Origin of the sequence: Bifidobacterium animalis subsp. animalis ATCC 25527 (assembly GCF_000260715.1) — a bacterium.
Taxonomy (GTDB): Bacteria; Actinomycetota; Actinomycetes; order Actinomycetales; family Bifidobacteriaceae; genus Bifidobacterium; species Bifidobacterium animalis.
Genome location: NC_017834.1, coordinates 802,159 through 816,914 on the forward strand (window position 1 = coordinate 802,159; position 14,756 = coordinate 816,914).

12 protein-coding genes and 1 riboswitch are annotated in these 14,756 nt (G+C 58.6%); of the genes, 7 read left to right on the top strand and 5 right to left on the bottom strand.

Going from position 1 to position 14,756, the window contains the following annotated elements; translation table 11 throughout:
• Positions 1 to 19: 19 nt before the first annotated feature.
• Positions 20 to 988 (top strand): PPK2 family polyphosphate kinase, encoded by a 969-nt coding sequence (locus BANAN_RS03390; protein WP_014697540.1) that lies wholly within the window; start codon positions 20 to 22, stop codon positions 986 to 988.
• A gap of 11 nt (positions 989 to 999) precedes the next feature.
• On the opposite strand, the gene BANAN_RS03395 is transcribed toward BANAN_RS03390, so the two are convergent.
• A complete protein-coding gene (locus BANAN_RS03395) occupies positions 1,000 to 3,588 on the bottom strand; it encodes a DEAD/DEAH box helicase (RefSeq protein ID WP_014697541.1) in 2,589 nt (862 codons plus the stop codon).
• 130 nt (positions 3,589 to 3,718) lie between these two features.
• Here BANAN_RS03395 and BANAN_RS03400 point away from each other — a divergent pair, with 130 nt between their 5' ends.
• Together BANAN_RS03400 and BANAN_RS03405 are read left to right on the top strand one after the other, a co-directional pair.
• Positions 3,719 to 5,233, top strand: coding sequence for a replication-associated recombination protein A (locus tag BANAN_RS03400; protein ID WP_014697542.1), 1,515 nt, complete (start codon positions 3,719 to 3,721; stop codon positions 5,231 to 5,233).
• Positions 5,175 to 6,677: an MFS transporter gene (locus BANAN_RS03405; protein ID WP_014697543.1), complete on the top strand. Its 1,503-nt coding sequence runs from the start codon at positions 5,175 to 5,177 to the stop codon at positions 6,675 to 6,677. The genes BANAN_RS03400 and BANAN_RS03405 overlap by 59 nt, the downstream gene beginning before the upstream one ends.
• A 76-nt stretch (positions 6,678 to 6,753) precedes the next feature.
• Here BANAN_RS03405 and BANAN_RS03410 read toward each other — a convergent pair whose 3' ends face one another.
• Positions 6,754 to 8,643 carry an AMP-dependent synthetase/ligase gene (locus BANAN_RS03410; RefSeq protein ID WP_048340834.1) on the bottom strand — a complete coding sequence of 630 codons (1,890 nt, stop codon included), beginning with the start codon at positions 8,641 to 8,643 and terminating at the stop codon, positions 6,754 to 6,756.
• Positions 8,644 to 8,984: 341 nt separating this feature from the next.
• On the opposite strand from BANAN_RS03410, the gene BANAN_RS03415 reads away from it, so the two are divergent.
• The 3 genes from BANAN_RS03415 to BANAN_RS03425 are packed head-to-tail and all read left to right on the top strand — an operon-like array spanning position 8,985 to position 11,699.
• A complete protein-coding gene (locus tag BANAN_RS03415; RefSeq protein ID WP_014697545.1) occupies positions 8,985 to 10,550 on the top strand; it encodes a DUF6508 domain-containing protein in 1,566 nt (521 codons plus the stop codon).
• Between the two features lie 46 nt (positions 10,551 to 10,596).
• The gene (locus BANAN_RS03420) at positions 10,597 to 11,313 is read left to right on the top strand and encodes a GNAT family N-acetyltransferase (protein ID WP_014697546.1); all 717 of its coding nucleotides are present in this window, start codon (positions 10,597 to 10,599) and stop codon (positions 11,311 to 11,313) included.
• A gap of 17 nt (positions 11,314 to 11,330) precedes the next feature.
• Entirely contained in the window at positions 11,331 to 11,699 is a 369-nt protein-coding gene (locus tag BANAN_RS03425) for a metallopeptidase family protein (RefSeq protein ID WP_014697547.1), read from the top strand.
• Positions 11,700 to 11,777: 78 nt separating this feature from the next.
• Here the strand turns inward: BANAN_RS03425 and BANAN_RS03430 are convergent, their stop codons facing one another.
• Positions 11,778 to 12,137 carry a YccF domain-containing protein gene (locus BANAN_RS03430; RefSeq protein ID WP_041777112.1) on the bottom strand — a complete coding sequence of 120 codons (360 nt, stop codon included), beginning with the start codon at positions 12,135 to 12,137 and terminating at the stop codon, positions 11,778 to 11,780.
• Between the two features lie 104 nt (positions 12,138 to 12,241).
• Positions 12,242 to 12,341: riboswitch (TPP riboswitch) on the top strand.
• On the opposite strand from BANAN_RS03430, the gene tenA reads away from it, so the two are divergent.
• Entirely contained in the window at positions 12,332 to 13,072 is a 741-nt protein-coding gene (gene tenA / locus BANAN_RS03435; RefSeq protein ID WP_014697549.1) for a thiaminase II, read from the top strand. (Overlaps the previous riboswitch by 10 nt.)
• A 122-nt stretch (positions 13,073 to 13,194) precedes the next feature.
• On the opposite strand, the gene BANAN_RS03440 is transcribed toward tenA, so the two are convergent.
• Together BANAN_RS03440 and BANAN_RS03445 are read right to left on the bottom strand one after the other, a co-directional pair.
• Positions 13,195 to 13,500 (bottom strand): YhbY family RNA-binding protein, encoded by a 306-nt coding sequence (locus BANAN_RS03440; RefSeq protein WP_014697550.1) that lies wholly within the window; start codon positions 13,498 to 13,500, stop codon positions 13,195 to 13,197.
• Positions 13,501 to 13,757: 257 nt separating this feature from the next.
• Positions 13,758 to 14,594: an aldo/keto reductase gene (locus BANAN_RS03445; RefSeq protein WP_014697551.1), complete on the bottom strand. Its 837-nt coding sequence runs from the start codon at positions 14,592 to 14,594 to the stop codon at positions 13,758 to 13,760.
• Between the last annotated feature and the right edge of the window lie 162 nt (positions 14,595 to 14,756).

Sequence of the window (14,756 nt, forward strand, 5' to 3'; positions counted from 1 at the left end):
ACATGCCTAGAATGTTGGTATGGCAAGCGACAAGAAAAACGGCAGAGGTTCGAAAAAGGGCGAAGCCATCACAGCGGTGGAACGCAAGGCCAGGAAGATGGCTGAGCGCCTCGCGCGGGAGGCAAAGAGCAGTGAAACGCTCAGCGCCGCATGGTCGTTGCCCCCGGCGCAGTTATTGCGGTTCCATTCGCATACGCGTTTGGTCGATATCGATGCCGGATCAAAACCAGGGTTTGACGGTGACCAGGCGGCCGGTGAGCAGTTCATCGCCGACAGCAGCTCCGAAATAGCCAACTATCAGCGGCTCATGTACGCCAACGGCATCCATGGTGACGCGCATCGCGTGCTCATCGTGCTGCAGGGCATGGACGCCTCCGGCAAAGGTGGCATTGTGCGCCATGTATTCAGTCAGGTGGATCCAATGGGCATTCACTACCATGGCTTCGGCAAGCCGAGCGAGGAGGATCTCGCCCACGACTACCTGTGGCGTATTCGCAGGGAGTTGCCGGCAAATGGCTGGATATCCATCTTCGACCGTTCGCAATACGAGGACATCGTGATGCCGCGCATCACAGGTTCCCTGCCTGAGGCGACATGGCGCGCACGATACGGGCAGATCAATGACTTCGAGGCAGAGCTCGCGGGGTCAGGTTGTGCGATCATCAAGATTTTCCTCGTGTCGAGCAGGCAAGCGCAGAAGCAGCATTTTCTGCGACGTCTCGACGATCCGACACGATACTGGAAGTTCGACCCCTCCGATCTCGATGCCCGTGACAGATGGGACGATTACATGGCCGCCTGGCAGGAGGTGTTCGAACGGACGAGCACCTCGATTGCACCGTGGTATCTGATCCCCGCGGACAAGAGATGGTACTCCCGCATGGTCGTTTCGGAGTTGCTGCGCACGACCATGAAGAATTTCAATCAGACATGGCCGCCACTCGACGCCGATCGTGACGAGGCTCTGGCCAGACTCGGCGTCGAGTGAACAGTTGGGTCTCAGCGCGCCTTCACGGTGGCGGCATCGTTGTCGTTGACTACGTCACGCACCGAGTAGTCGGTGAACACCACTTCTCCGCTATCTTGCGTGGCATCGAGATCTACAGTGCCGGTGATCGCCCAATCGTGGTCGCCGTCGGAATCATCGATGATCTGCCGCACCGTCCACTCGTGGCAATCCTGCTCATGGCGGGTATCGAGGACGAAATACTCACCGCCGCGAGCTCTGGCATCCGTGTTCACATATTCGTGCTCATCATAGAAGTCATCGAGCACATCTTCCCACGTGTGCACATCGTAATACCATGCCTTGTCGAGTGCCCCCAACTCATCGGGCCGGTCGAGGTCCATGAGCTGCACACGGCGGAACATCGCATTGCGAATGAGCACGATGAGCCCGCGACGATCTTCCACCACGGCGTTCGCCACATTCGGTGCGGCGAGGTTCGCGGCCTCCTGCGCCTGTGTACCGGCATTCTCCCATTCGTCCACGAGACTGGAATCAATCGAGCGGACCAGAACGCGCAACCATGCGATAATGTCGTCGAGTTCCTCGTTGCGTTTCTCCGGGGGTACCGTTCTGGCCAGCACGCGGTATGCATCGGAGAGATAGCGCAGCAGCGTCCCCTCCGAACGGGCCGCGTTGTAGCGTGTGATGTAGCCGTTGAAATCGGAAGCGGTCTCGACCATGTCGCGCACCACGGACTTGGGATTGATCCAGTAGTCGTTGGCCCAGGGAACGTCTTTCCTATACTGGTCGAATGCCTCAGTGAGCAGGTCGTTCAATGGTTTGGGATAGGTGATGTCCTGCAGACGGTCGAGACGTTCATCGTAATCGACGCCATCGGCTTTCATCTCCTCCATCGCCCTGTCCCGGGCCTGCCGCTCCTGGGCGCGCAGGATCTGCTTTGGATCCTCCAACGTGGCTTCGGCCATTGAGATCACATCGAGTGCATATGACGGGGAGTCGGGATCGAGCAATTCAAGGGCGGCAATGAGGAATGGGCTCAGCGGTTGGTCGAGCGCGAAATCCTGCGGAAGATCGACGGTGGTGTAGTAGTAGTCGCGGCCGTCCTCCTGTTCGATTTCGATCACATCGGTGTCGATGAGTGTGCGGAAGATCTCATCGGCGCGGGTGCGCAACGCATTCTTCTGCTCCTCGGTCTGCGCGGAATCGTCGATGAGTCGCTCGATGCGTTTTCTGGCATCGCCGCCCTGGGCGACCTCATTGAGCACCATCGAATGGGTGATCTTCATATGGGGGATCAGCGTTTCCGGTTCTTTCTCGATCAGCTTGTCGAATGTGGACTCATTCCATGTCACGAATCCCTCCGGTGCCTTCTTTCGCTTGATCTTCCTGAGTTTCTTCGGATCACCCCCCGCCTTCGCCACGGCACGGGCGTTTTCAATTTCGTATTCGGGAGCTTCGGCGATCACCAGTCCTTCGGTGTCGAAGCCCGAGCGGCCTGCGCGTCCGGCTATCTGATGGAACTCACGTGCGCGCAGTTTTCGCATATGGATGCCATCGAATTTGGTCAGCTGCGTCAGGATCACCGAATGGATCGGTACATTGATGCCCACGCCAAGCGTATCAGTGCCGCAAATGACGGGCAGCAGCCCCTGCTGGGCGAGTTGCTCCACCAGACGACGGTAACGGGGGAGCATACCTGCATGGTGGATTCCCACGCCGGTACGGAGCAGCCGTTGGAGGATCTTCCCGAAGCCCGTTGTGAACTTCGTGCCCGACATCGCCTTGGCGATTGCCTCGCGCTGCTCCTTGGTGGACACACCGGTGTTCGACAGTGACTGCGCGGTGTCGAGTGCGGCATCCTGTGAGAAATGCACGATGTATATGGGGGTCTCACCGTTCTGTACCGCCAGTTCCACCGTTTTCTCGAGCGGATCGGTGGTATATCGGTAGCTGAGTGGCACAGGCCGGCGTGCCTCGGCGATGATGTCCACGTCGGTGTCAGTGAGGTCCTCGAGCGAATCCGCAATCGTGTCCACATTGCCCAACGTCGCGCTCATGAGAAGGAACTGGGTCTGTGGAAGGGTAAGCAGCGGCACCTGCCACGCCCAGCCGCGTTCCGGATCGCCGTAGTAGTGGAATTCATCCATGGCCACGCAGCCGATGTCAGCCCGACGGCCTTCACGCAGCGCCTGATTAGCGAGAATCTCGGCCGTGCAGCATATGATTGGCGCTTCGGCGTTGATATGCGAGTCACCGGTGATCATACCCACATTCTCTCTGCCGAACACATTGACCAACTCGAAGAACTTCTCGGAGACCAGCGCCTTGATCGGCGCGGTGTAGTACGAGCGCCGTCCAGTGCACAATGCCGCGAAATGCATACCCAGCGCGACCAGCGACTTTCCCGAGCCGGTAGGTGTGTTGAGTATTACATGGTCTCCAGCGAGCAGGTCGAGCACCGCCTCCTCCTGATGCGGCCATGGCTCTATGCCACGCTCCTCGACCACCCAGTCGAAGAATCGTTCATAGATCTCATCGGCATCCAGTGATCTGTTGTCCTCCCCGCGGGAGGGCACCAATCTCATCAATGCCGTCCGTTCGTCATCTACCTCTGCCATGTTCGTTCCTCACGCCTGCGCATCCATATTCCGTTGCAATGCTAGTCGAAGAGCATGATGGACACACCATAACGTCGAACATTTGTTCGAATTCGTTGTAGTGGTTACACTGTTGCCTATGAGCGATGACATGACGAACGACCTGTTCGCGGCGAGCGACCCATCCGAAGACGTGGTGAGACCGCTGGCGGTGCGTATGCGCCCGACCACCCTCGATGAGGTGGTGGGGCAGCGCCATGTGCTTGCGCCGGGTTCCCCATTGCGTCGTCTCGCCGACCCCGCCTCGACGGGTTCGCTCACCGCCCCGAGCTCGGTGATTCTGTTCGGCCCTCCGGGTGTGGGCAAGACAACACTGGCCCATATAGTCGCGAAGCAATCCGGGCGGCAGTACGAGGAACTCTCCGCCGTCACGTCCGGCGTCAAGGATCTTCGCGAGGTGCTGCGCCGTGCCCATGAGCGACTGGTGAGTCAGGGCAAAGAGACCGTTCTGTTCATCGACGAGGTGCACCGCTTCTCCAAATCGCAGCAGGATGCATTGTTGCCCAGCGTGGAGAACCGTGACGTGACCTTCATCGCGGCGACCACGGAGAACCCGAGCTTCTCGGTGATCAAACCGCTGCTGAGCCGTTCCGTCGTGGTCAAACTCGAATCGTTGGAACCTGAAGAGCTCCGGACGGTGATCGAACGGGCGGTGTCGAACCCTCGTGGCTTGGGGGGCAAGGTGCGTGTGCAAGACGATGCCGTGGATGAGATCATTCGTCTGGCAGGTGGAGATGCCAGGAAATCTCTGACCATACTTGAGGCGGCAGCAGGTGCCGTTGACGAATCGGGATCGAACGTTCCTGCCGAGATCACTGCAGACGTGGTCTCCACCGTGATGAACGTGGCGGCTGTGAGGTATGACAGGAACGGTGACGATCACTACGATGTGATCTCGGCGTTCATCAAATCGATGAGAGGTTCCGATGTGGACGCCACGCTGCATTACCTGGCCCGCATGATCCGGGCCGGGGAGGATCCGAGGTTCATCGCGCGCCGCATCATGATCGCCGCTGCCGAGGAGGTCGGCATGGCAGCGCCGCAGATCCTGCAGACCACCGTAGCTGCGGCTCGGGCGGTGCAGATGATCGGCATGCCGGAGGCCCGGATCATTCTATCGGAGGCTGCGATAGCGGTGGCGACCGCGCCGAAGTCAAATGCCAGTTATATGGCCATCAATCAGGCATTGGCCGATGTGGATGCGGGGCTCATAGGTCAGGTGCCGCTGCATATTCGCAATGCACCCACGACATTGATGAAATCGTGGGGCAATCACGAGGGATACCGCTATGCCCATGATTACCCGAATGCGGTGGTGGAACAGCAGTACATGCCTGACGAGCTCGTCGGGCGTGAATACTATCATCCCAACAGTCGCGGCTATGAACGAGAGATAGGTCCGCGGCTCGACCGGATTCGCGCCATCATACACGGCGAACCGGCTCCACCGGCCCCGACCCAGACGGAACGGAAACCGACGGAACCGGTGGATCCTGCGCATACTGAGCATCCCGGTGAAACTCAACGCTCACAGATGAAAGGCAAGAATGACGACGCGACCGACACAGGCCGGAAAGAAGAGGATCGCGAACACGGCGGCGAATGACGACCGCATCTCCCCGAAGCTCATTGGCTCGATCGTTTCGGTGGGATCCTTGGCGTTCATAGGAATCCTGACCGAGACCGTGATGACCGTACTGTTCCCCGAACTTATGGTGGAGTTCTCGGTGAACACTGCAACCGTGCAATGGATCACCACGATCTATCTGCTATCGGTGGGTGTCACCATGCCCGTCTCCTCTTATCTCAAGCGTCGTTTCACGATGAAATCCGTGTTCGTGACAGCTGTGGCGCTCGCTGTTGTCGGTTCGTTCATCATGATCGTGGGCACCAGCTTCCCTGTCATCATCATTGCCCGCGTCATTCAAGGTGTGGGTTCCGGCATCGCGACGCCGCTGATGATCAACATCATTCTTGAACAGTCTCCCCGCTCCAAGGTGGGTAGGCTCATGGGCGTGGGGTCGCTCGTCATCACCGTCGCCCCGGCCATAGGTCCCACCGTTGGTGGTGCTGTGGCCAGTATCTGGCCGTGGCGTTCGATTTTCGTCATCGTCATCCCCGTTATTGTGCTCATCTCGTTGCCCATAGGACTCAAGTGCATCACGCAGACGAAGCCCACGGAGGCGGTGAGTCTGAATCCGTTGCAGTTCCTCGCCATCATCGTGGGGCTTGCCGGCATGATTCTTGCACTGAACCAAGGTGGCGTGGCCATAAGTGAGGGCGTGTCCGGTGAGCCGTGGGGCCGGTCGGCCGCCATCGCCATCGTGAGTCTCGCTGCGGGCATGGCTGCCCTTGTGTTCTTCGTGTGGTCGTCTCGCCGCTCGTTCTCGCCGCTCATCCGTTTGGGATGGCTCAAAGACAAGGTGGTGGTCCTCCACCTCATTCCATACATGCTGCTGCCCATGGTGGGAATCGGCTTCGGCTATGTCATCACCAACCTTGCGCAGCTGAGCCTTGGCACGAGTGCGCTCGTTGCAGGAATGCTTGTGCTGCCGGGGGCCCTCATCGGCGCGTTCTTTGCACCGGTTGGCGGCATGCTGTACGACAAGCACGGTCCCACCAAGCCCATTCTGGGGGCATTCGCCTGCTGCCTTGGCGCCTTGGCGCTGTTCCTGGTCTTCTCCCTGCATCTGACGTCCGTGCTTATGGCGTCGTTCTACTTCATTTTCGGTGTGGGGTATGCCCTCGGCTTCTCGAATATCATGACGGACGCCATCTCCGGCATCCATCATGAGTTCACGCCGGATGGGAACGCCGTATTCAACACTGCGTTGCAATTCGGTGGCGCGGCCGGCACCACGCTGTTCTCCACCATCCTGGCCATCGCGCAGGCTGGCCATGGTGCCGAGGGAACGTCTGTATACAGGCGTGCCACTGCGGTTGGCGGCACATGGACTTTCGCCGTCATGCTGGCCATTGTCGCAGTGTCTTGGATTATGCTGGCTCGGGCTTTTGCCCTGAACAAAGCCCGCATGGAGCGGCGTGCATGAGGCCATGTGCATATAAGGAGGCCTGTGCGATTCCCGGGAATCGCACAGGCCTCCTTATATGCATTCCGAAAGCTGGTCAGCTGGCCTTTTTGCGTGGCACGTAGATGACCGTGTCGATGAGTTTGCGGTAATGGTCGATGATCTGCTTGCGACGCGTCTTGAGACTTGGTGTGAGCATGCCGTTTTCCGAAGTGAATTCGTCGGGCAGTATTTCGAACTTGCGGATCGATTCAGCCCGGGAGACCCCTTCGTTCGCCTTGTTCACAATGCGCTCCACTTCGGTGTGCACGATTGGGTTCTTTGAAAGCTCTTCCAGATCGGCTGCCGGTTTGGCTCCCTGCGAGGTCAACCATGCATTCGCATCTTCGAGGTCGAGGGTGACGAGAGCCGCCACGAACGGCTTGCGGTCACCGATCACCAGGCATTGGGCTACGACCGGCGAAGTCATCACGGTGGTTTCCAAATGCCCGGGGGAGACGTTCTTGCCGCCGGCGGTGATGATGAGGTCTTTCTTACGGCCGGTGAGATGGATGAAGCCCTCATCATCGATGTCACCCAGATCACCGGTATGCAGCCAGCCATCCACGATCTGCTGCTTGGTCACCTCCGGTTGGTTGTGATACCCCATGCAGATGTCGCGCCCCTTGAAGCACAGTTCACCGTCTTCGGCGATGCCTGCGGTCGTGCCGCACAGAGGCTGCCCGATGGTGCCGATGTGGTTGTTCTCAGGCAATGAGACGCAGACGGGCCCCGAGGTCTCCGTCATGCCATAGCCTTCGAGCAGCGGCATGCCTATGCCATTGTAGAAATGGGCCAGATCCGAATCCATCGGCGCACCGCCGGTGATGGCGAAGTCGGCATTGGGGCCGAACACCGTGCGAATCTTCTTGTAGACAACGGCGTCATAGAACGCATGGCGCATGCGCAAGCCTGCGGGAATTCCGTTGCCGGATTGCTCGGCCTTGCTCCATTCGCGTGCCACACGTACGCCGCGGGCGAACATGCGGCCGGCGAAACCAGTGCCGGCACGTTGGGAGGCGGCATTGTACACCTTTTCGAATACGCGCGGAACGGCGAGCAGCAGAGTGGGGCCGAAGTCCTCGAAGTCCTTGATGATCGTCTTCATATTGCTGGTGAGGCCGAGAGTGAGTGTGCCGGCAAAGGCCACCGTGGCCATGAATCGTGCGAACACATGGGAAAGCGGGAGGAACAGCAGCAAGCGGCGGTCGGGGATGTCTATTGCGCGAGGCATGTACTGTAGGGCGTCCATGCATTCGGCGGCCATGTTCCCGTGGCTGATCTCCACGCCTTTGGGGGTGCCAGTGGATCCGGAGGTGTAGATGATTGTGGCCAACGTGTCGCCATGGGCGGCAGCTTTGCGCTCGAGGAACTGCTCCTCGGTCACGTTGGCCCCGAAGGCGATGATTGCGTCAATAGCGGCCGAATCTATGACGAATGAACCACGCATCGACGGGGTGTCGTTGGCGATGGATTCGAGCTTGTCGCGTTGCGCGTCGTCCTCGGCGAAGGCGAGCACCACTTCGGCGTCGTTGAACACCATGCGGATCTGCGCAGGTGAGTTGGTCTCATACACCGGCACGGTGACGCAGCCGATGGACATGATGGCCATGTCAAGAGCAACCCACTCCCAACGGGTGTGCGCGATGATCGCGATGGATTCGCCTGCGCGTGCGCCCCATCCGATAAGTCCCCTGGCGATGTCTGCCACCTTGTCTCGGAACTCGGTGGCCGAGAAGGTCTGCCAGATGCCGCTGGCGTCTTTGTAGCTCACCATGGAGCCGTCGGGATTGCGCTGCGCGCGCCCTTCCAGAAAGTCGAACAGATTGATGTCCGGATCAATCTCGTGCTTGAGTGGGGTGGTGTACTCCTTGACGATGCCGGCGTTGGTCACTTCGTCTGCGCTTGGTGCGGGCTGCTGCGCGTTGGAATGATTTTCACTTGTCATACTTAAGGAATACAGGATTGAGGATACAAAATCCCGTTTAGGTGTTTCCTACGGCGTAGTAACCCGTAAGCCGTGCAAAACTGCCGATAGAGTCCCATACAAAAATAGACAAAATAGCTTGAAGAGTGTAAATCGCGCTTGATAATTTGCTGAAAGCGAACTATGCTCAAATTAGACAAATGAACAGACAATCAATGGCATCTTAGACGGTTCCTCTAAAAATATTACGACGCACAGCTCCCTTCGGATCGGATAAAGTCCAGATGGACGTGCATTCTGGAAATTCTCGTAACGCTTACACGGAATGCACATGTGAACAGGGGAGTGGAAAGAGGGTAGGCATGGTCCGACGGCAATGCATCTGCGGCGCGCACCTCTATGGCCTCGGCCACACCGGCCCGAACATGTTCGGTTTCATCCCGTCGTCATCACTGGCGCATTACAACTACGATTGCGAATTCAACACCGGAGTCACGCTACCTGGTGGGCGCATTCTCGAGCAATGCGAGAACTGTGGTGCCATCGTGCTGTGTGAATACCCCACCCTCGACGGTTCCAAACGGGGGGAGGACCCTCTCATCACCTATGGTCCCGGCACCGTGTACGAACAATGTGACATTGAATCGGTGCCCCTCACTTACCGTTCGTTCAGAGCGCTCATGTTTTCGGGCGTCACTGGCGGCGTCATGTATTCCGAAGCGTTCAAGGAGAACATCGCGAAGCTCTTCGACACGGACATCGACCACCTACCCAGCTGGAAGGTGGTGAAGGACGCGCTGCTCGACCCCGAGAACTGTGCCCTCGATGAGTGGTGGCAGGCCTCGATCGGACGCAACTTCATCGTGCTGTATGAGAATTCCAAGGTGCTGCGACTCGTCGCTGCATGGCATCGTGTGCCGGGGACCGAAATACTCAACGCCGACATGCGGCGGGTGATCGAGGAGAACCGGGACCCCATGCGCCACACGGCCTCCGATACCGATGAAATGAAGCGGGCGGCGCAGGAACTCGAAATCAGCGACGTCGCCAAGAGGCTTCTGCTCACCGGCACGCATGCACGACTGAGTCTCATTGACAAGTCGATGAGACTCGGCAGGCCGCTCACCGAACTGGCTCGATTCGCCTCCCTTGAATCGTTGATGGGCGGCAAGCAGCTATGGGAGAACGGTGATGTCCGCGAGTTGCATTTCGTGCCATTCGGCATTTTCCATGCCGAGGTGGCCGATGATACCGAGATGCACACCGTCGACATCATTATGCGTCATAATTTGCTGTCGCGCATGATGTGCTCGTGTGAGCAGGCACAAAGTCTGCACGTATGTCGGCATGAGGTGGCCACGATTCTGCAGTTGGCCCAGCAGTTCCGGTTCGCCATTGATCTCGACGTCGAACGCGGCGTGTCGATGCGCGAAGGGGAGCGGGGAACGGGCAGCCAGTTCGAGCATTACGCCAATATGCTCGACGTGATGCGTGAGCATGAGGATTCCCGGGATACCTATGAATGGCTCACCGCATACATTCAACCCCTTGAAAGCGACACCGGCGACCTGTACCACACCGAGTTCATGACAATGCCCGGCGTGATGAGCAGCGTGTCGTACGTGGTATACGAGCCGATCATGCTCGGCTTCATCGATTCCGTACTCACCCGGTGCTCGGCGGATTTCACCAAGACGTTGCGTCGTTACGGACTCGATGCAGATGTGGACCCGAAGATTCTGAATGTGCATTCATTGGACATGGAATTGGTGAGCGCTCTGATCACCATGATTGTGTACCGTGAACGCCGTTCCGACGGTTACCTTGCCGAATGCTTGGAGAACGGCGTGCTCGTCGGGCTGCTCAAGCGTATAAGGGAACTTGTGGAGGAAGGCAAGGATCGCCGGTCACGGCGCATACGCCAATAGGTTGAAGCTGGCGGCCACATGCGGCTGTGGGGATACACTTGGGGTTATGAATGATTCGATCAGTTACAGGACGTTGCAGCGCACCGATTACCCCGCGTTGACGAAGATGTTGTGCGAGACGTGGCACAAGCAGGATCCACAGATGGATGAGGATCTGCAGACGAAACTTGCCCAGATAGATCTCGAATACTGTCTGGCACGCACGACCACCGCCGAAGTGGCTGTACGCGATGGTGAAGTGGTCGGTGCCATTCTGGGACGAATCGATGCACAGGAGACCCGCAAGGGAATCAACCAGCATCATCGCAGCGTCATGAAGATCATGGGACCGCTCTTCTTCAACAAGTCGGCTCATCAGGCGCTGAAGAACATGCTCAACGCCGAGAAAGCCGACCGGCAGATGATCGAGCAGGCGAAGAAGGACGGCCACGCCTATGACGGCGAGATCGTGCTCTTCATTGTGCGCGAGGACATGCGCGGTCAGGGCGTAGGGCAGCATCTGTTCGACTGGATGCTCAATGAATTCAAAGTGAACAATGTGGAGCACTACTTCCTGTACACCGACACAGATTGCGACTACGGTTTCTACGAGAATCGCGGCATGGTGCGTCGCATGGAGATGCCCATGGAACCCCACACGCCGAAGGAGGACACCGAGGCGCATCAGGAAGCCGATTACCTCGACAACCACTTGCATGCGCTGATGTTCGACAACGAGACGTCGCCGGCCAATGAGGGCGTCAATCCGCTCGGTCGTGACTGATTCGAAAAGGCGTCGACATGCATATGAGCGAACCTGAATTCGAGCGGACCGTCACCGAGGCGGTCCGCTCCGTCCCCGAACGGTTCAAAAAGGCCCTCTCCAACATCGCGATCACGGTGGCCGACGAGCCAACGGACAGCGAATACGTCAGCATGACCCACGGAGATGGCGAGCTGCTCGGCCTCTACCAAGGCACGCCAATCACCCAGCGCACCACCGGATACGCCGGCGTGCTGCCGGACCGCATCACGATCTTCAAAGGTCCCCATGAACGCATCTGCGCCACGCATGCGCAGATGATCGAACAGATTCGCAAGACCGTGCTCCACGAGCTGGGGCACTATTTCGGATTCGACGATAAATACCTGCACTCCCATGGCTACTGATGCTGGTGAATATACGCAATGACGGTGGCCGGCGACCTTGGGAACCAAGGTCGCCGGCCACCGTCATTGCGTGTGGGGTCAGTCAATGGTGGTGCCGAAAGGCCACAGGGCAAGCTTACACATCTTGAATGACTGAATGCCGAAAGGCACGCCGATCACCGTGATGCAATTCAGCACACCGGCAATGAGATACCCAAGCGCCATCCACCAGCCGACCAGGACCACCCATACGATGTTGAGTAGCAGCGAACCCACCGAACCGCCGTAGACGACGTGTTTGCCGAAGGGGGTGAGCGTGAGCTGGGCCATTTTGAACGACTGCACACCCAACGGGATACCTACGATTGTCACACAAAGCACGAGGCCGACCACAAACCAGGCGAAGGCGATCTCCAGACCGCCCAGAACAAGCCAGATCAAATTACCGATGAATCTCATACCGACAGTGTAGGCCGGCATGGATACGCGGCCAAACGCACGATGTCCATCGGCGAACATGCATGGAGACGACATGCCGCTTCGTCTGCCGACCATGTGACAATACGGGAATGCGGGGGAACTCAGACGAGTTGAGAACGCGGCAGCGTGACCCTTTGAACCTGTTGGTCAATACCTACGTAGGGAGACATCATATGGCGAAATCCATGCCGATCACCATCACCAGAACCGACCTGCCACCGTTCGCATTGCGCATGCGTCAGGCCGCCGATCCTGTATGGGAAGAGGGCTACAGGCAGCCGTTCATACAGGAACTCGGCGCTGGAACCCTTGACCGTTCGAAGTTCGCGTTCTACCTGATGCAGGACGAGCTCTACCTTGGCGCCTATGCAAAGGTGCATGCGCTCGCCGTGACGAAGACCGACGACCGCGAGGTGATGGCATGGATGGCGGGTGTGCAGGACGCGATCCTGCATGTGGAGACCTCACTGCATCGCGACTATCTGGCATCATTCGGCCTGACCGAGGAGAAGGTGCTGCACGGCCAGCAGTCCGCATTCGCGCGCGCCTACACGACGAACATGCTCACCACCGCGTATTCGGGCGATCTGCTCGACATCCTGGTGTCCGTGCTGCCCTGCGCGTGGGTGTACGCCGACTATGGCGAGCGGCTGGCACGTGATTTTGCGCAGGGACTCGAGCACAATCCATACCGGCAGTGGATCGACATGTACAAGACCGACGAGTTCTGGCAGAGCTCCGTATGGCTGCTCGCACAGATCGAACGCCGCGTTGCCGACGTGGGCGAGGAGCGCCGGCGTGGACTGGTGGATTCGTTCGTGCGTGGTGTCGAATACGAGTACATGTTCTGGGCGAGCGCCTATGACCGCCAGATGACTTGGAAACCGCAGTGGGAGGGCCTCACGTCGCGCTGATCCGGTATCGGTGTGCAGATTCGCGGATGCTCCGCGCCTCGCCGCACGCGACTGATGTGCCAATGAAAACGCCCGGCTCATGTGGGCCGGGCGTTTTCATCCGTAAAGGCTTTGCATTCGTTCTATTCGCGCACAAGCTGGATGTGCTCGATGTCGTCGCGATGTGAACGACGGTAGAGCACGGCACGGTTGCCGATCACCTGAACGACCTCGGCCCCCATGCGATCCGCAAGCCCCTGTGCGGCCTCCTTGGCGTCGATGCCCGAACCGTCGAGCACCTGCACTTTGATGAGCTCGCGTTTCTCGATCGTCTCGTCCGCCTGCTTGATCACGTTGCCGCTCAGATCGCCTTTGCCGATCTGCACGAGCGGCTTGAGCTGGTTCGCCATCGCGCGCAGCTGCCTGATCTGCTTCTTCGTCAATGCCATATTCTTGTTCCTACCTTTGGAAACCCAGTTGTCTTACAGATTCCGTGCGTAACAGTCCGCTCCATCGTACCGGAGCGCTGGGTCAATGCGTGCCGACCGCAATGGCGGTTTGAATGCGACGAGGGATGTACGGCATGGCTGCCGGTTGGTCGCATCCGGAAGGGTATCGTCACTGAATCGCAAGCGCCCTTTTACGTTCCTCAACCCTTCCGGATGCGACCAACCGGCAGCCATGCCGTGCAGCCAATCAGTGGCGATCAGAAGTCGACGTGGTGGGGATCCGCACCCTGACGTTCGCCGGTGTCCATCGCGTTGATCCGGGCCATGTCGTTCTCGCCCAGTTCGAAGTCGAATACGTGGATGTTCTGCACGATGCGGGTTTCGTGTACCGACTTCGGCAGTGGAATCACCTCACGCTGCATGTGCCAGCGAATCATCACCTGGGCAGGGGACTTGCCGTACTTGTCGCCGATGTCGCGCAGCGTCTCGTTTTCGAACAAATCACTGCCCCGACCTCCCATCGGATGCCATGCCTCGACTGCGATGCCCTTGCCGTGGCAGAAGTTGATGAGATCCTGATTGGCGAAGAGCGGATTGGACTCGATCTGGTTGACGGCAGGCTTGATCTCGGCGAGGTCCAGCAGCTCTTCGAGTTGGTCCTGCTCGAAGTTGCATACGCCGATGGCCTTGACGCGGCCGTCACGGTAGAGCGTCTCCAGCTCCTTCCATGCCTGCTGCCAGCCTTCGACCGGCCAGTGCAACAGGTAGAGGTCGAGATAATCGAGACCGAGGAGCTTGAGGCTCTTGTCGAAGGCCTCCTTCGTCTTGCCGGCGCGAATGTCGTCGTTCCACACCTTCGTGGTCACGAAGATCTGGTCGCGCGGCACGTCGGACGAGGCGATGGCCTCTCCCACAGACTTCTCGTTCTTGTAGAACGCCGCCGTGTCGATGAGGCGGTAGTTGTTGGCCAGCGCGGCCTTGACGGCGTTCACCGTCTCGGGGCCCTCTTCGGCGCGCCATACGCCGAAGCCGATTTCGGGCATGAGCACCTCGTTGTTCAGTGCGATGGTATGTTCGCCATCCTGCAATGCCATGACTTCCTCGTTTCTGTAGTTGCGGTGGGCATATTCTTCTGCGTTTCATCTTAATGGCCCTGAACAACGGACATGCAGCATCGTGCTCTGTGAGAACAAGGCGGCAGTGGAGAGGAGTGCGGAAATAAAAAACCACCCGCCATGCGGCGGGTGGTCACGACT